General features: G+C 45.7%; 15 protein-coding genes. 5 read left to right on the top strand and 10 right to left on the bottom strand.

Going from position 1 to position 17073, the window contains the following annotated elements; all coding sequences use genetic code 11:
• Positions 1-111: 111 nt before the first annotated feature.
• A complete protein-coding gene (gene rmuC, locus RH85_RS13550; RefSeq protein WP_006713194.1) occupies positions 112-1662 on the bottom strand; it encodes a DNA recombination protein RmuC in 1551 nt (516 codons plus the stop codon).
• A gap of 181 nt (positions 1663-1843) precedes the next feature.
• Here rmuC and RH85_RS13545 point away from each other — a divergent pair, with 181 nt between their 5' ends.
• Positions 1844-2749, top strand: a complete 906-nt coding sequence (locus tag RH85_RS13545; RefSeq protein ID WP_006713192.1) for a DMT family transporter — start codon at positions 1844-1846, stop codon at positions 2747-2749.
• 102 nt (positions 2750-2851) lie between these two features.
• Here RH85_RS13545 and RH85_RS13540 read toward each other — a convergent pair whose 3' ends face one another.
• Positions 2852-3463, bottom strand: coding sequence for a bifunctional 4-hydroxy-2-oxoglutarate aldolase/2-dehydro-3-deoxy-phosphogluconate aldolase (locus tag RH85_RS13540; RefSeq protein ID WP_006713190.1), 612 nt, complete (start codon positions 3461-3463; stop codon positions 2852-2854).
• A 9-nt stretch (positions 3464-3472) separates the two neighbouring features.
• Positions 3473-4849 carry a GntP family permease gene (locus tag RH85_RS13535; protein ID WP_006713189.1) on the bottom strand — a complete coding sequence of 459 codons (1377 nt, stop codon included), beginning with the start codon at positions 4847-4849 and terminating at the stop codon, positions 3473-3475.
• Positions 4850-5003: 154 nt separating this feature from the next.
• Between RH85_RS13535 and RH85_RS13530 the strand changes: the two genes are divergently transcribed.
• Entirely contained in the window at positions 5004-5525 is a 522-nt protein-coding gene (locus tag RH85_RS13530; protein WP_006713187.1) for a gluconokinase, read from the top strand.
• A complete protein-coding gene (edd, locus tag RH85_RS13525) occupies positions 5522-7318 on the top strand; it encodes a phosphogluconate dehydratase (protein WP_006713185.1) in 1797 nt (598 codons plus the stop codon). The genes RH85_RS13530 and edd overlap by 4 nt, the downstream gene beginning before the upstream one ends.
• Positions 7319-7416: 98 nt before the next feature.
• On the opposite strand, the gene RH85_RS13520 is transcribed toward edd, so the two are convergent.
• From RH85_RS13520 to ftnA, 4 genes are all read right to left on the bottom strand, one after another.
• Positions 7417-8424, bottom strand: a complete 1008-nt coding sequence (locus RH85_RS13520; RefSeq protein ID WP_006713183.1) for a LacI family DNA-binding transcriptional regulator — start codon at positions 8422-8424, stop codon at positions 7417-7419.
• 138 nt (positions 8425-8562) lie between these two features.
• Positions 8563-9750 carry a BaiN/RdsA family NAD(P)/FAD-dependent oxidoreductase gene (locus RH85_RS13515; protein WP_006713180.1) on the bottom strand — a complete coding sequence of 396 codons (1188 nt, stop codon included), beginning with the start codon at positions 9748-9750 and terminating at the stop codon, positions 8563-8565.
• Between the two features lie 140 nt (positions 9751-9890).
• Positions 9891-10214, bottom strand: coding sequence for a universal stress protein UspB (uspB, locus tag RH85_RS13510; protein WP_005599976.1), 324 nt, complete (start codon positions 10212-10214; stop codon positions 9891-9893).
• Between the two features lie 72 nt (positions 10215-10286).
• Positions 10287-10814, bottom strand: a complete 528-nt coding sequence (gene ftnA / locus RH85_RS13505; RefSeq protein WP_006713177.1) for a non-heme ferritin — start codon at positions 10812-10814, stop codon at positions 10287-10289.
• Positions 10815-10966: 152 nt separating this feature from the next.
• On the opposite strand from ftnA, the gene uspA reads away from it, so the two are divergent.
• Together uspA and RH85_RS13495 are read left to right on the top strand one after the other, a co-directional pair.
• Complete coding sequence (gene uspA, locus RH85_RS13500) at positions 10967-11392, top strand: universal stress protein UspA (RefSeq protein WP_006713175.1); 426 nt, start codon at positions 10967-10969, stop codon at positions 11390-11392.
• 59 nt (positions 11393-11451) lie between these two features.
• A complete protein-coding gene (locus RH85_RS13495) occupies positions 11452-12330 on the top strand; it encodes a carboxylate/amino acid/amine transporter (RefSeq protein ID WP_006713172.1) in 879 nt (292 codons plus the stop codon).
• 95 nt (positions 12331-12425) lie between these two features.
• On the opposite strand, the gene RH85_RS13490 is transcribed toward RH85_RS13495, so the two are convergent.
• The 3 genes from RH85_RS13490 to RH85_RS13480 form a co-directional block, all read right to left on the bottom strand.
• Positions 12426-12920 carry a hypothetical protein gene (locus tag RH85_RS13490; RefSeq protein WP_006713169.1) on the bottom strand — a complete coding sequence of 165 codons (495 nt, stop codon included), beginning with the start codon at positions 12918-12920 and terminating at the stop codon, positions 12426-12428.
• Between the two features lie 99 nt (positions 12921-13019).
• The gene (locus RH85_RS13485; RefSeq protein ID WP_006713167.1) at positions 13020-13799 is read right to left on the bottom strand and encodes a class I SAM-dependent methyltransferase; all 780 of its coding nucleotides are present in this window, start codon (positions 13797-13799) and stop codon (positions 13020-13022) included.
• Between the two features lie 59 nt (positions 13800-13858).
• Positions 13859-17011: an EAL domain-containing protein gene (locus RH85_RS13480; protein WP_006713166.1), complete on the bottom strand. Its 3153-nt coding sequence runs from the start codon at positions 17009-17011 to the stop codon at positions 13859-13861.
• Positions 17012-17073: the final 62 nt, after the last annotated feature.

Genomic DNA, 17073 nt, shown 5'->3' with positions numbered 1-17073 from the left:
GAACAGCTCGGCATAACTATTTACACGCATTGCTTATACGCATTATGCCGCATCATGACCCAATATGGCTGGGTTTTACGTCGATGCGGCACAGACCTGAGCTGCGGCCGATTAGTTTACTTTATCCTCAGCCGGATGTCTTTCTAACTGCGGTGCATTTTCAGCCAAATATTCATTTTCTGTCACATCCTCAGTTTGTGATAATTGCGTAATATTACTTGAGATTGGACGTTTCACTTCAACCCCTAACTGTTTAAAGCTTTCCGCTTGGCGAATCACGTTTCCGCGCCCCGTCGCGAGCTTATTCATTGCGCCTTGGTAACTTTGATTGGCTTTATCAAGTGCTCCCCCCAACCCTTCCATATCCTCGACAAATAAACGCAATTTGTCATAAAGCTTACTGGCTCGTTCCGCGATGATTTGTGCATTTTGATTTTGACGGTCATTGCGCCATAAGTTATCAATCGTGCGCAGTGCCACCAGCAAGGTGGTTGGGCTGACCAAAATAATATTTTGCTCCATCGCATCTTTAACCAAGCTCGGGTCAGCTTGAATAGCCACCTGGAAAGCAGGCTCGACCGGAATAAACATCAATACATAATCGAGGCTACGAATGCCTTTTAATTGATGGTAATCCTTTTGACTCAACCCTTTAATATGACCACGCAAGGCAAGTAAGTGATCACTTAGTGCTTGAGCTCTATCTCGATCGGTTTCAGCATTGAAGTAACGCTCGTAGGCCACCAGCGCCATTTTCGAGTCAATCACCACTTGTTTTTCTTGGGGTAAGTGAACTATTACATCGGGTTGGTAGCGCTTGCCCGCCTCATTTTGCAGGCTCACCTGCGTTTGATATTCATGCCCCTCACGCAAGCCTGATTCCGCCAATACGCGCGCCAACACCACTTCACCCCAGTTACCTTGTTGTTTGTTATCCCCTTTCAACGCTTGCGTTAAGTTGACCGCTTCACGAGTCATATCCTCATTCAAACGCTGCAAGTTTTTCAGCTCATGCACCAAGGTGTGGCGCTCTTTAGCTTCAAGGTTAAAACTGTCATTCACTTGGCGCTTGAAGCCTTCAAGCTGCTCTTTCAGTGGGCTGAGTAACCCCTCTAAACTTTGTTTGTTTTGTTGATCAACTTTCGCCGTTTTTTCTTCAAATAACTGATTAGCAAGATGTTCAAATTGCTGTTTCAAACGTTCTTCGGCTTGCTCAAGTAGCTGCAGTTTCTCTTGGCTGGCGAGTTGCGCTTGCTGATGACGCGCCTCTTGCTCACGTAATTGTGCTTCGAGCTGTGATTTCTGCTCCCGAACCTGATTCAGATCTTCGGCGTATTGCTGGCGCTCCTGTTTCACCGCATCGAAATAGCGCAACTTCTCCATTACCGCCATCAATTTACCGTGTGATTGTTTTAACTCGTAAGCGGCTTTATCTCGATCTTGATCCAATTCATCCAACTCTTGTTGAGCCTCAACAAGCAATTGTTTCAACTGGGTGATTTGCGAGTTTGCCAACTGCTGATTGGATTGCAATTGCTGTTCAAGTAACTGGCTTTCAAGGCTAAATTTTTGTTTTACCCACCAACCGGCCGCGAGACCGCTCGCCACCGCGCCACCAAGGCCACTCAACAACACGCTTTGGTTCTCAATAATCCATTGCATAATAAGGCGTTAACTCTTTTCTATTACTTAAAAATAATGGTATTTCACCACTGGATAAATGTCCAGTTTGTCGGCTAGATAATCAGCAGATACACTAGGCACCCCGTACACTGTGCAGTTACTTTTCACGGTACGTTTTTACAGACTGTTTTGGCTAATTCGGCTAAATAAAAGGAATATTATGAACGAACGCCGCGCTCTAGGATTCGGCTTATCTGCGGTTTTACTGTGGTCAACGGTTGCGACCGCATTCAAACTTACTTTGGCAGAATTTACCCCAATTCAAATGCTCACCATCGCCAGTATTGTCTCGGCTTTGGTGTTGCTGGTCATTTGCGGCCTACAAGGCAAGCTTGCTTCACTGTCGACCACCTTTTTTTCCAATCCGGGTTATTACCTGTTGCTTGGCCTGATCAACCCATTGGCGTATTACATTATTTTATTTAAAGCCTACGATTTACTGCCCGCCTCTCAAGCCCAAGCGATCAACTACAGTTGGGCCATCACATTGACGTTAATGGCGGCGTTTTTCCTTGGTCAAAAAATCCGAAAACAAGATTGGTTTGCCTGTGTGCTGAGTTATTTGGGTGTGGTGGTTATTGCCACCAAAGGCGATATTTTAGGGCTAAATTTCGAAAGTCCGCTCGGCGTAGCATTGGCTCTCGCCTCGACGTTATTGTGGGCTGGCTATTGGATTCTGAATACCAAAAACAAAGCTGACCCTGTCGTTGGCGTCTTTCTTGGGTTCTTAGTCGCTATCCCATTTGCAATTGGCTTAAGTATTTGGGAGGGCGCCGATTGGAGCCAAATCACGCCGTCTGGTTGGTTGGCGGTGACTTATGTTGGCTTGTTTGAAATGGGGGTGACCTTTGTTTTGTGGCTCAGCGCCTTGAAACTGACACAAAACACCGCGCGCATCAGTAACCTAATTTTTGCTTCGCCGTTTATTTCTCTTATTTTACTCGCCACCATTATTGGCGAAAACATTCACCCAACGACCTTAATCGGCTTGGTGCTGATTATTGCTGGTTTGGTGATTCAGCAGCTGAAATTCAAAGCGAAAGATATTGCGGCAGACGTTCAGTAGATCCAAGGGAACGTCGCGAGCAGATTGAACCAATAAAAAAGGGCGCCTAAGCGCCCTTTTCTCTTTTAGGAAATTGCAAAATTCGGAACAGCTTGCAATAGATTAGTTAAGCGCGCGAACCAATGCTGCGATACCTTCCCAATCTCCTTTGTCCATCATGTCTGTTGGCACCATCCAAGTACCACCACAAGCAACAACCGCTTTAATCGCTAGGTACTCTTCAACGTTCGAAGGGCTCACGCCACCCGTTGGCATAAAGCTTACTGGGTAAACCGCCGTTAACGCTTTCAGCATACCAACGCCGCCTGATGGTTCTGCTGGGAAGAACTTCAGGGTACGCAGTCCCATTTCCATCGCTTGCTCAACCAAACTAGGGTTATTCACTCCTGGTACGATTTGAATGTTGCGTTGCTGACAGTATTTCACTGTCGTTGGGTTGAAACCTGGGCTTACGATGAAGTCCACACCCGCATCCATCGCGATATCAACTTGTTCTGTGGTTAGAACAGTACCTGCACCAATCAATAGCTCAGGGTAAGCATCACGCATAATACGGATAGACTCTGCAGCCGCTTCAGTACGGAAAGTCACTTCTGCACATGGTAGGCCGTTTTCTACCAACACTTTTGCAAGTGGTAGTGCGTGTACAACATCATTGATGGCAATAACAGGAACGATTTTGATTTCGCTCAATCGTTGTTCAAGAGTTTTCATGAATAACCTCTAAAGAATAAAGCTTAGTGTTGCCACGATAATAAACGCGATACCACCAAGTAAAGTTTCCATAACAGTCCAAGTCTTCAGCGTCGTCTTCTCATCCATATCAAGCAGACGAGAAACCAACCAGAAGCCTGAGTCATTGAAGTGAGACAGTACTGTTGCACCACCCGCGATAGCAATCACGATGAAACATAGATCCAGTTCACTTAGACCCGTTGTTGCTGCCACTACTGGCGCAATAAGAGCTGCTGTGGTTGTTAGTGCTACGGTCGCAGAACCTTGAGCAACACGTAAACAAGTAGAGATAACGAATGCTGCAACAATCACAGGCATACCTGTATCAGTCAGAACACCCGCAAGTGCATCACCAATACCGCTCGCACGTAGTACGCCGCCGAACATGCCGCCTGCACCCGTTACTAGAATCACACCACAGATAGGTGCTAATGAATCACCACATAGTTTTTCAAGTTTCGCCATGCCGTAGTCTTTGGCGAAAATAGCTAAACACGCAATCAATGTGATCAGCAGTGCAACTGGCGTCTTACCTAACATACGTAGGAATTCAACCAGCGCGGTTTTGCCATCAATTAGGCCAGCAACCGCCAACGTGTTTAATACCGTATCTAGACAGATAAGCAATACTGGCAGAACCAGAATCGTCATTACTGTGCCAAATTTTGGCAGTTTTGCTTCATCAATAACCGTATCGCTATTGAAAAATGCTTTTGATAGAGGGATATCGAATTTCTTACCTGCGTATAGACCGAACAAGTAAGCACCGAAATACCAAGTTGGGATCGCAACTAGAATACCAACAAACAGTAGCAGACCAATGTTTGCACCAAGGAATTCAGCGGCCGCAACAGGACCTGGGTGTGGCGGAACAAAGCCATGCATTACGGCAAAAGCACCCGCTGAAGGCAGTGCATATTTAATTGGTGAGCCACCAAAACGTGCTGCCACGCTCAGGATAATTGGCATCATGACCACTAGGCCAGCATCAAAGAAAATAGGGAAACCAAATAGAAGTGATGCAACACCCAATGCAAATGGTGCACGCTCTTTACCAAAACGGCCAATCAACGTATCTGCGAGCACTTTCGCGCCACCAGTCACTTCTAGGATTTTACCGATCATCGCACCAAGGCCAACCAGCAGCGCAACCGATGCCAATGTGCCACCGAAGCCGCTCATCATAGTTGGGACAACTTGCTCAGAAGCAACGCCAGTTGCGATTGCAGTCAGTAGGCTCACGATAGTCAGTGAAGCAAATGCATGCACTTTAAATTTAATAATCAGTACTAGTAACGCCGCAATCGCTAGGACTGCAATCGTTAATAAGTAGGTTGGGTCAGAGGCTTGGGTTAGCAGCTCCATAGGTTCACCTTTAAGAATTATAGTTTGTGTTGTGGTTCACATTTATTTACGTTACCGGTAACATGTTACCGATAACACGAATAAGATAAACCCATATTTAAAAGTGAATGCCAAAATTGGGATCACGCGCAAAATTTGTTATAGAGGATTAGTTATGGCTGGCAGCAGTGTCATCGTGATGGGCGTTTGCGCCTGTGGTAAAAGCACAATTGGTGAACAACTAGCGCAGAAGCTAGGTCGTAAATTCATTGATGGTGATGATCTTCATCCACGTGCAAACATTCAAAAAATGGCTTCAGGCCAACCACTGAACGATGACGACCGTAAGCCATGGCTAGAACGTATCCGCGATGCATCATACAGCCTTGAAAGCAAAAATGAGCACGGCATTATCGTTTGCTCAGCATTAAAGAAAAAATACCGCGACCAGATTCGCGAAGGTAACGAGAACGTAACCTTCCTATTCCTCGATGGCAGCAAAGATCTCATCATGGAACGTATGCGTCAGCGTCAAGGCCACTTCATGAAGGAAAATATGGTCAACAGCCAGTTTGAAACCCTTGAGCGTCCAGATAGCGAACCGCAAACCATCGTAGTGAGCATTGATTGCTCTATCGCAGAGATCGTCGATAACGCAGCACAACAACTGGTTGCTCAACAAGAGGCAGTACTATGACTCATTCCGTAATTCTCGAAGTTACCGCACGCTTAGTTGAACGCAGCCGCGAGACCCGCGCCGCTTTCCTTGCACGTACTCAACAACAAGCTGACGCGGGTAAAGGCCGTGTAGGCCTGACCTGCGGCAACCTTGCGCATGCCGTCGCAGCATCTTGCTCGGCTGAGAAAAAGAACATCCTCGACTTTACTCATTCGAACGTCGCGATGATCAGCGCTTACAACGACATGTTGAGCGCACACCAGCCTTACCAGTACTACCCAGAACAAATTAAGAAAGTGTTGGCAGAATACGGTCACACTTCACAAGTTGCCGGTTGCGTACCTGCAATGTGTGATGGCGTGACGCAAGGACAAGCTGGCATGGATATGTCACTGTTCTCACGTGATCTGATTGCCCAATCAACCGCGCTATCACTGAGCCATAATGTGTTTGATGCCACCTTACTATTGGGTATCTGCGACAAAATTGCACCGGGACAATTAATGGGCGCATTGGCTTATGCACATCTTCCGACTGCGTTTGTTCCTGCAGGCCTCATGGCGACCGGTATTAGTAACGAAGAGAAAGTCGACGTTCGCCAAAAATACGCAGCGGGCGAAGTAGGTAAAGATGCGCTACTGGATATGGAATGCCGCGCTTACCACTCACCGGGTACTTGTACATTCTACGGCACCGCAAACACCAACCAGTTGGTATTTGAAGCAATGGGCTTAATGCTGCCAGGTTCAGCGTTTATCCACCCACATTCAGAATTACGCCACGCACTAACCGATCACGCAGCAATCAAGATTGCTTCGATGACAGCAGGTTCATCAAACTTCCGTCCACTGTCTGAAGTGATGACAGAGAAGAGCTTAGTGAACGGCATTATCGCGCTCTTGGCTTCTGGTGGAAGCACCAACCACACCATCCATATGTTAGCGCTTGCTCGCGCGGCGGGTATCCTGCTGACTTGGCAAGACCTTAGCGACCTATCGGAAGTCGTGCCGCTGTTGGCACGTGTTTACCCGAACGGTCCTGCTGATATGAACGCTTTCCAACAAGCTGGCGGCGTACCAGCGCTAATGCGTCGCTTAGACGAATCTGACCTATTACACCGTGATGTGACCCCGGTCTTTGGCGACTTTGAAGGCCAAATGAGCCTACCAAGCCTGAAAGAAGGTAAGCTTGAGTGGACGCCATGTACAGCAAGCTCAGACGCTGAAGTCATTGCTGCGTCTGGTGAAGCATTCCAAAAAACCGGTGGTACTCGCGTACTAAAAGGCAACCTAGGCAACTCGGTTGTTAAAGTGTCAGCGGTAAAAGAAGACCAACGTATCGTTGAAGCACCTGCAATCGTATTCCAGTGCCAGCATGAAGTAGAAGCAGCCTACAAGCGTGGTGAGCTAAACAAAGATTGTATCGTTGTTGTGACTCACAATGGTCCTGCAGCAAACGGTATGCCTGAGCTGCACAAGCTAATGCCGATCTTGGGTAACATCCAAAAAGCGGGCTTTAAAGTGGCATTGGTGACCGATGGCCGTCTATCTGGCGCATCAGGTAAGATACCATCAGCCATTCACCTCTCGCCAGAAGCCCTGCGTGGTGGCGCGATTGGTTTAGTTCGTGATGGCGATATCATTAGCCTAAATTGCCAAACCGGCGAGCTAAATAACCTGACCGATATGACGGGCCGCGAGCCGCTGCAAGTAGATACCGAAGCGGTACAGCAAACTTGGGGTCGTAACTTATTTAGCGTAATGCGTCAAAGTGTGACCAGCGCAGAAGAAGGCGCAAGCTTCATCGTTTAACCGATCTCGAGTGAGTCGATAAACGAAAAAGACAAAGGGCGAAGCGTTTACTCACTTCGCCCTTTTTAATGCCTATTGATTCATGCGAACAACACTCGTTAAACGCTTTCACCTTGAGTAATTTGATAACCCATGTCCACGATGGTCTCTTCTACCACTTCGCCTTTCAAACGTGCGAGCAGTAATTGCGCACTCTTTTCGCCAATTTCAAAACGCGGAGTATCCACGCTGGTCAAGGTTGGGCTGATCGTTTGACCAATATCCAACGCATTGTAACCCACTACGGCCAACTGTTGTGGCACCGGAATTTGGCGACGTTGTGCACTGAGCAAGGTACCAATGGCAATATCATCGTTAGTACAGAAGACACCGTCTAGATTTGGGTACATCTCTAATGCTCGCTCCAACAAGCCATCCGCCAAAGAGAAGCTTGAGTGCTCACCGGTTAGAATATGTTTCGGCTCAAGCCCGGCTTCCTGCATTGCTCGATCATAGCCTTGCATACGCAATTTTGTTCGGGTATCCAAACGGGCACCAAAATACGCAATAGTGGTTTTTCCTGAGTCCAGCATCTGCTTCACCACATGATAGGAAGCATCTTCATGATCAAGTCCCACTGCCATGTCGATGGGATTCGCTGGCAATTCCATGGTTTCCACCACAGGAATGCCAGCATTTTTGATCATTTGTAGTGTTCGAGGAGTATGGTGACTTTCGGTTAAGATCAAACCGTCAACTTGATAAGAAAGCAGTGAAGCAATTTTATGCTCCTCTTCCATCTCATCATAACTAAAGTGAGCTAAGAGCGTCTCATAACCATTGGCTTTCGTTACGGTTTCGATGCCTTGAACAAAAGACGCGAAGATTTGGTTAGAAAGTGATGGCAATAAAATACCGATCGCTTTGCTGGATGATTTTGACAACATCGCTGGTGCACGATTTTCGATATAACCCGTTTGTTCAATCGCCTCAGCGATTTTTACCCGCGTTTTTTCCGCCACAGATTCTGGGCTACGCATGTAGCGCGACACCGTCATTTTGGTAACGCCAACTTTGTCTGCAACGTCCTGTAATGTCGCTCGATTTTTCTTATTATTTTGATTCATAGGGAATTATTGTTAAGTGATGTTACTAGTAACATTATGCCTAAGCGAGCAATATACAACAAGTAGAACAGACCAAAATACCAAGGCTGCGCAAAAAAAAGCTCCCCCATATGGGAGAGCTTAGTTTGATGTTTCTACTTACGCATATTGACCAGCAACAAAGCCCGAGCTCCAACACCACTGGAAGTTGTAACCGCCTAACCAGCCAGTTACGTCCATCACTTCACCAATAAAGAATAAACCTTCAACTTGTTTACACTGCATGGTCTTTGATGAAAGGTGGTCAGTATCAACACCACCAAGCGTAACTTCTGCGGTGCGATAACCTTCTGTGCCATTTGGTGCAATTTGCCAGTTTTCAAGATATTCAGTGATCTGCTTAAGTTCTTTGTCATTAAACTGTTTCAGCGGCTTATCCACCAGCTCTTTACGCTCAACCATCACTTCCACTAAGCGCTTCGGTAGCACTCGCGCCAACGTGTTCTTCAAACTTTGATTCGGGTGCTGTTCACGTGCGACCGTCAACAACTCATCAACATCCGCTTCTGGAACAAGGTTGATTGTTACTTTCTGACCCGCTTTCCAGAATGACGAAATCTGCAATACCGCAGGGCCAGATAGACCTCGGTGAGTAAACAGCAGAGCTTCTTTAAATACGGTGCCATCTTGGGCCGTAATTTCCGCTGGGATTGCAATGCCAGACAAGGCTTCGAAATCTTCCTTCTCTTGCTTATGCAAAGTAAAAGGCACCAAACCAGCCGAGGTTGGGATAATCGGCAAACCAAACTGCTCTGCCACTTTGTAACCATATGGCGTTGCACCCAGTTTTGGCATTGATAGACCACCGGTCGCAATCACCAATGACTGGCACTCAATTGCTGTGGTATTGGCCATCAAACTAAAACCAGAGTCCACTTTCTCAATTTGATGCACATCTTGTTGGTAACGGAACTGAACTTTCGCTTGTTGGCACTCTTCCAGCAACATGTTGACGATCTGCTTGGCAGAATCAACACAGAACAATTGGCCATGATCGCGCTCTTCAAATTCGATGCCGTATTTGCTCACCATCGAGATAAAATCCCAATTGGTATATTGAGACAAAGCAGATTTCACAAAGTGTGGATTGCGGCATAAGTAGTTATTCGCGCTCACATCATAGTTAGTAAAATTACAACGGCCACCACCAGAGATAAGGATTTTACGTCCTGGTTTTTTGGCATGGTCTAATACCAATACTTTGCGACCTCGCTTACCCGCTTCCGCTGCACAGATTAATCCCGCAGCACCGGCACCGATAATGACGACGTCAAATTTTTCACTCATGATGGCTCACTCAAACAGCTTACTTAGGCAATAAAAAAAGGATGTGCTGAGTGCACATCCTTGCAAATCGAGGCGCTATTCTAGCGATTCTTTGACTGCTTGCCAATTCAACGCGACATTGAGTGGTTCGCGCTGGTTGCTTATAGAATAAACGACGCGAATAATGTCACCAATAGCAGTGCTGAGCATAAGATAAACAGCTGCCTGACTCGATCACATTTAGACGTAAACACCGTATCGTGGTGATGGTGATACTCTTTAGTTTTCAGATAACTAAACAGTTTCACTTGTTTGGTCATATTGCCATGGGTGGTAAAGAAACCACCGCCGTCGACTTGTTGATACAGCAAGGGGTGCGCTTCACGCATAATATAAATTAACGAACGCAGCGCAGTGAGATACCTTGCCATATTAACTAATGTGACAAGCATAAGCGCAAATAGAATAGTGTCTCCACTGATCATCTTCTCCTCCCTACATCTTCCAACGAAGCCCAAGAGAAAAAGACAATCAGTGAGAATGTCTTTAGCTAGCGGTTAAGCAGCAGGGGCGTCCATAATGGAAGATGAACCTTCTTTTGCTAAAGCGGCTAGATCTTTGTCGATAAAGAACAAGGCCTTGCCGTCTTCACCCACTAGTTCTAACTTATCTAATATCCCTTTAAATAACTTCTCTTCCTCGTGCTGTTCCGCAACGTACCACTGCAAGAAGTTGAATGTTGAGTAGTCTTGCGAGGTAAACGCTAAGTGAGCGAGCTTATTGATTTTTTGCGTAATCATTTGCTCATGCTCATAGGTTTCACGAAATACTTCGCCTAGACTGCCAAACATATGCTTTGGTGCTTCAATCGAGCCAAGAATTGGCATGCCGCCAGTTTCACTCACGTAAGTGAATAAACGTTGCATGTGCTCCATCTCTTCTACGGCATGTGCCCGTAAAAACTCAGCTGCGCCTTCGAATCCTTTGTCTTCACACCAAGCACTCATTTGTAAGTATAGATTGGATGAGAAGAATTCGAGGTTAATTTGTTCATTCAATTCATCAATCATAGCTTGTGACAGCATTTTCCACTCCTAATCATTCTGTTATCGTAACGACTATAACACGAACAAAAGCGGAACACTTTGTATACTCAATAAGGTTCTGGGATCACTACAGCATAATTATCATTCGACCAGTGCTAACCTTAAATCAAAGACCTACAGGAGATGGCAGCATGAGTTATCAACATATCTTAGTCGCAATAGACCTTTCTGAAGACAGTAAACACTTGGTAGAGAAAGCGGTGTCATTGGCGAAACCATTGAACGCTGAAGTGTCGTTTATTCATATCGATGTCAATTATGCAGAGCTCTATACCGGTTTAATCGACATCAATATGGCTGAGACTCAGCATCAAGCGATTGAAGCATCTCAGCAGCAGTTGCAAAGCCTGGCGGAGCACGCAGGTTACCCGATCAAGCACACCTTAGTCGGCAGCGGTGATTTAAGTAATGAATTGTGTGAAAACATCAGTGAATATCAGATTGATTTGGTGATCTGTGGTCATCACCAAGATTTTTGGAGTAAGTTGCTTTCTTCTACTCGCCAACTGATAAATTGTACTCCGGTCGACTTGTTGGTTGTACCACTGAAGGATTAATCGCATCACTGAATAATCTGGTTTAGACTGGCGGCTGTTATTGATAATGAGTATTGGTTATGGGTTATCTATCAGCCGTCACATTACTTTGGGCGTTTTCTTTTAGCCTGATTGGTGTGTATTTGGCAGGCCAAGTTGACTCTTGGTTCTCTGTATTTATGCGCGTGGCGTTAGCCAGCATCGTTTTTCTACCTTTTATTAAATTCAAGGGTGTTCGCAAATCCCTTATCGCTAAATTAATGGTGGTGGGCGGCTTCCAACTCGGTTTGATGTACTGCTTTTACTATCAATCATTTTTACTTCTTTCCGTACCTGAAGTGCTGCTCTTTACCGTTTTTACCCCTATCTACGTCACATTGATTTATGACATGCTCAAAGGCCGATTCTCGCCTTGGTACTTAGTGACAGCAGGCATCGCTGTTGTGGGCGCCGCTTTTATTAAATTCGCCGGTATTAATGAAAACTTTTTACTGGGTTTTTTAGTTGTCCAAGGCGCCAACCTCTGCTTTGCTATTGGCCAAGTCGGCTACAAATACATTATGGAAACTGAGCAAGTAGAATTGCCACAGCATGCTGTATTTGGCTACTTCTATCTAGGCGCACTGGTGGTGGCGACTATTGCGTTCAGCCTAATGGGCAACCTAGAAAAACTACCGACCACCAGCACGCAGTGGGGTATCTTGATTTACCTGGGCTTAATTGCATCTGGTTTTGGTTATTTTGCTTGGAACAAAGGAGCGACCCTAGTCAACGCAGGCGCTTTGGCTGTAATGAACAATGCGCTCGTGCCAGCCGGTCTGATCGTTAACATCGTGATATGGAATCGAGATGTCGATTTGCTGCGCCTAACCATTGGTGGGGCGATAATTTTGTTGTCACTATGGATTAACGAAACTTGGGTAAAGCGCCAAGTAGAGCGTCGCTATTCATCGCTCTGATAAGTCGTTCGACAAACGATCGTAAATAAAAAGCCGCCTACTAATAAGGCGGGCTTTTTATTACAAAATATCTCAAGGCACCGACCCTTTCACCATTAGTGCACTTGCTGATCAGCTGGCGCGGTTGTCGCGACCAAGGAAGTAAAATTCAAGTTCATCTTGCCAAATTTCGCTTCTAGTTTGTGATGCTTCTTCAGTAACTTTTGCTGTTCCTTAACCACTTTCTCTAGCTTTTTAACGTATTTCTTCTGCTTTTTCGCCTGTTTCTTAGCTTGCTTATACTGTGGCTTCGGCAACATCTCTTGATGATTAAAGTCCATATCATGATCAACCGTTGGCAACGTTATCATCGGTTCTAAAGGCTGTTGATGTAAAGCTTCAGCAAGAACACCACACTGCTGCTGCTCTTCAATCGGCTTTTGTTGGCAAGTTATTGGTGGAATAGCAGCCGGTTTGCATAGCACGCTGCTATCGGACGAAGAGCGTGCACAAGAGCGGCAGAGATACTTCGGGGCTGTGACTAAGCGATGGATATCACCTAAATGTGCGGCAATATCAGTACGATTTAATTTGCATAAACGCTTAGTCATACGAGATCTCACTTAAGAATACGAATAGTTCTTAGTAAGATATACCTTTAGCGCGTTCACTTCGCAAGCACAATTTATCTTGCGGTGGTGGAAAGCACGCTAAGTCATTGATGCTTTTACATACACATCGAAACGATTCTTTTTGGTTTCAATCGCCATACTTGGTTTAACTTGATCAAGCCATTCTGCGTAATCAGGGCGCTTCACCACCACTCGTTTAGTGGCTAAAGCCAATGCGGGTTCTAATAAAGCATCGGCATCATTATCTGCCCCTACGAGGGATTGGAACACGCGCATCTCTTTTTTCACTAGCGCGCTTTTCTTTTTGTTTTCCGGATGAGGGTACATGGGATCAAGATAAACCACATCGGGAGCAACAAAACTCGGATCATTTGTCAGTGACTCTAATGCATTGTGACTTGAGGCATGTAGCAGCGACATTCGCTCTGATACCCACGCACCGATCTCGCTATCTTGCTTTGCACGCGTTAAACCATCATCAAGCAGTGCTGCGACTACGGGATGACGCTCAACCATTTGCACTTTACAGCCCAGTGAGGCCAACACGAACGCATCGCGACCCAGGCCAGCGGTGCCATCTAATATGGTTGGCGTCGCCCCCTTGTTCAGTCCAGCCGCTTTTGCGATTGCTTGCCCTTTACCCCCACCAAACTTACGGCGATGCGCCACAGCGCCAGAAACGAGATCAACAAAGATGGCACCAAGTTTCGGCTCATCTAATTTGCGTAGCTCTAAGCGCTGATCGGTTAGCACTAGTGCAAATTGACTTTGCGCATCATGTTCAAGCCCCCAGCGGGTCGCAAGTTCAGTAAGGCGATCCGTTTGAGTAAGGTCTTCACAAACAATTTGTAATTGCACAGTTGGCTCCAGTAAAGCGCAAAAAGGAGGCGCAGTTTAGCGAATTTTATTCTTGGCTACTACGCTTGCGTAGTGAACTGTTCACGCTCAGCAATCAGCTCATCAACCAGTTCCGCTAACGGTTTGGGTTTTCCGATCGCATAACCTTGAGCATAGTCGACACCCAACTCAATCAGCAGATCGATAATCTGGTTGTTTTCAACAAATTCTGCCACGGTGCGCTTGCCCATTTGTTTCGCAAGATCATTAATCGAGCGTACCATCAAATGATCCATTTCATTACTATCGATATCGCGCACAAACAAACCATCGATCTTGACGATATCGACAGGCAGCTTCTTCAAATAACCAAATGACGATAGGCCAGATCCAAAATCATCCAAGGCAATCAGGCAACCTAGCTGTTTAAGCTGAGCAAAAAACTCTAATGCCTGATTCATGTTACTCATGGCTGCTGTTTCGGTAATTTCGAGACAAATTTTATCGCAAGGCACGGTGCTGCTTTCGAGTTCGTCAATCAAGAAATCAATAAACTCTTGGTTACCCATCGAATGGCCAGAAAGGTTAATCGCACATAACGCTAGGTTATCCAGTGCATTTGGATGTTGAGCAAGCCAAGCAAGGGTTTGTCGTACAACCTGTTTATCAATTAAATGCGCCACGTTATAACGCTCTGAAGCAGGCATGAAAATACCCGGAGAGATATATTCATCATTCGCATCACGAATTCTCACCAGTATTTCAAAATGCATACGGCTATCGCCTTGCTCTAGGTCTAAGATGCGTTGAGCAAACAGTTCAACCCGATCGTTCGCCAATGCTTTGTGTACCATGTTAACGCAAGCCATTTCCATTTCTCGCCGACGTAGATCTTGATCATCTTGGCAATAAAGGCTGAAGCGGTTACGCCCTTCTTCTTTTGCGGCGTGACAAGCGGTGTCGGCCTGTGCATGGACCATTTGTGGCGACGTTGCCGTATGGTCGATCAGGCGAATACCAATCGAACAAGCGAGGTTGAGACTAATATCATCCCAAATAAAGGCTTGCTCAGCCAAGGTAGCGATGATCGATTTAGCGACATTTTTGGCATCACGCTCGGTACAATCTTTCAGCAACACCGCAAATTCATCCCCACCCATACGGGCCAAAATTGCTTTGTATGGCAGTACGTCTTCCAGCATTCCAGCACAAAATTGAATCGCAGCATCACCCGCTTCATGACCGGCGGTATCATTAAGAACTTTAAGCTGATCCATATCGAGATAGAGCATTGCATGGGTGCGAGTGAAGCTCTCCACTTCTCGCAATGCTTTCTCTAACTCAAGCTCAAAATGATTACGGTTATATGTGTCGGTAAGTAAGTCGTGCTGCGCTTGATAAGCCAGTTGATCCGACATTTGACGCAAGGTGGTGACATCTTCCCCCACAATCAGAAGATGACCACTTTCCACCAGCGGGCGTATATTTTCACGAATCCAAAGCGACTGGCCATTTTGGTGGCGATATTCGACTTCCCGTTGCCAAACTCCCTGCATGACTTGTTTTGGCTGCAACAATACTTGGCGTGGAATACTTGCATCGTCATCAACATAAAAGGCTTTTAATCGATGACCAAGAATTTGGTTTTCTTTGTAACCCAGTAGTTGCTCGGCAAAGCGGTTTACCTGTTGAACACGATTTAGCTCATCAAGGGTAATCATCATTACCGGTTGTTGATCGTAATAATGGCTTAAGTTAGCTTCGCGTTCGAACAGGCGCTCTTCCGTTAGTTTTCGGGAGGTAATATCACGCCCTTCTAGCAACACCTGTGCGTCTCTGTGTTCATGTTTAGGTAAAGGCTTTAGCGACAACTCCAACACCATAGAACCTTGTTCTGGATGCCAGATTTCAGCTTCAAACTGACAATTACTATGCTCAGTTTGTTCCTTAAAGTAGAGCTGAATTCTATCAGAGGCCCCCTGCTCCCAATGCCGATGTAGCCAAATGGGTTTCTCTGCCACCATATTCTGATGGTACAACAAGTCTTGTAATTTACTATTACTCGAGATAATACAGCCGTGCTCATCAAGTATGCCGATGTAGTGATAGCTTTGATCGAAAACCATCTCAATCAAGGTTTGGTTATCCAACGCCATTTGCTCACTGCGTTTTAAACGGCTTAGATAATAAATAAGCACTGCGATGACGAAGGCAAGCGTGACAAACAAGCTAATGACAAAACGAAGTTCTTGTTGATAGCGCTCAACAAAGCTTTGCGGTTTATTGAAAAATACCGAGGAAGATTCACCATCAACACCCAATTGCCACTTGATTACCGCTTGGTAATCTAGCTTAATTTCCGGTGAACCCACTTTCACGACTGGTAGCGGGCCATTAGGTTCTGCCAGCAATTTCATTAATTGGCCGGCAGTCTGTTGGCCCTGAATATGACCGCTCTGCATTACTCCCCCAACCGCACCAAAGCCCATATTGAGATTATGAACCATATAGATTGGCGCACCGGTCACTTGATTCAGTTGCTGTAAGTCTTTGTTATCGGAGATCCAACCGTTGTTGTCACGGTAATATACCCAAAACAGCACCGCTGATTGCCTATCAAGATTTTGCACAAATGCCATTAATTCATCGTAAGTATTTGGCACAACCTGCTCAACCGTTTGGTTGTAGTCCGGATATAAGGAGAGAAACTTATCAACTTGCTGGCGTACTGCATCTCCCGTGATGGAGTGATCGCTGATTACGTAGATTTTCTTGGCAAAGGGCTGCAAACGCTCAATCAGACTAAGGTTACTCAATAAGTCGATATCTTCAGTAATTCCCGTCGCTTTTAAACCTTGGTGCATTGCGGGATCGTAGTTGTTGATCCCACCAAAGACGACCGGTGTATTACCCAGTTCAGGTGCTAAGCGCTGCATCAATTGCAACGCGGTGTTATCACTGACCACGATCGCTTTGAATTGTTCTTCTTGAAATTTGGTTTTGTACAAGCTGTAGAGCTGATCTAGATAAGAGCTACTTTGCAGACGTTTAGTGTCCAGATACATCACGCGCGTTGAGATTTGGCTATGTTTAAAAACCTCATCTAAACCTTGTTGAAAAGCATCCGTCCAAAAGAAACCTTGGTGATAAGAGTGTATGATCAGGACATCTTTGTCTTGGGCATTGACGAATGTACTAAGCAATAAGGAGACAAGTATCAGACAAAAACGCACAAGTTAAACTCTTAAGTAGAAGAAATTCGTGCAACAATGGTATCACTATTGATGGTAAATTG

It is taken from the genome of Vibrio ichthyoenteri ATCC 700023 (genome assembly GCF_000222605.1).
Lineage (GTDB): Bacteria > Pseudomonadota > Gammaproteobacteria > Enterobacterales > Vibrionaceae > Vibrio > Vibrio ichthyoenteri.
Note: the sequence above shows the minus strand (reverse complement) of the source record. Positions and strands in the feature narration are given on the sequence as shown.

Bases quoted from the DNA above. Each gene is read 5' to 3' on its own strand.
- rmuC (WP_006713194.1), bottom strand. From the start codon at position 1,662: ATGCAATGGATTATTGAGAACCAAAGCGTGTTGTTGAGTGGCCTTGGT.
- RH85_RS13545 (WP_006713192.1), top strand. From the start codon at position 1,844: ATGAACGAACGCCGCGCTCTAGGATTCGGCTTATCTGCGGTTTTACTG.
- RH85_RS13540 (WP_006713190.1), bottom strand. From the start codon at position 3,463: ATGAAAACTCTTGAACAACGATTGAGCGAAATCAAAATCGTTCCTGTT.
- RH85_RS13535 (WP_006713189.1), bottom strand. From the start codon at position 4,849: ATGGAGCTGCTAACCCAAGCCTCTGACCCAACCTACTTATTAACGATT.
- RH85_RS13530 (WP_006713187.1), top strand. From the start codon at position 5,004: ATGGCTGGCAGCAGTGTCATCGTGATGGGCGTTTGCGCCTGTGGTAAA.
- edd (WP_006713185.1), top strand. From the start codon at position 5,522: ATGACTCATTCCGTAATTCTCGAAGTTACCGCACGCTTAGTTGAACGC.
- RH85_RS13520 (WP_006713183.1), bottom strand. From the start codon at position 8,424: ATGAATCAAAATAATAAGAAAAATCGAGCGACATTACAGGACGTTGCA.
- RH85_RS13515 (WP_006713180.1), bottom strand. From the start codon at position 9,750: ATGAGTGAAAAATTTGACGTCGTCATTATCGGTGCCGGTGCTGCGGGA.
- uspB (WP_005599976.1), bottom strand. From the start codon at position 10,214: ATGATCAGTGGAGACACTATTCTATTTGCGCTTATGCTTGTCACATTA.
- ftnA (WP_006713177.1), bottom strand. From the start codon at position 10,814: ATGCTGTCACAAGCTATGATTGATGAATTGAATGAACAAATTAACCTC.
- uspA (WP_006713175.1), top strand. From the start codon at position 10,967: ATGAGTTATCAACATATCTTAGTCGCAATAGACCTTTCTGAAGACAGT.
- RH85_RS13495 (WP_006713172.1), top strand. From the start codon at position 11,452: ATGGGTTATCTATCAGCCGTCACATTACTTTGGGCGTTTTCTTTTAGC.
- RH85_RS13490 (WP_006713169.1), bottom strand. From the start codon at position 12,920: ATGACTAAGCGTTTATGCAAATTAAATCGTACTGATATTGCCGCACAT.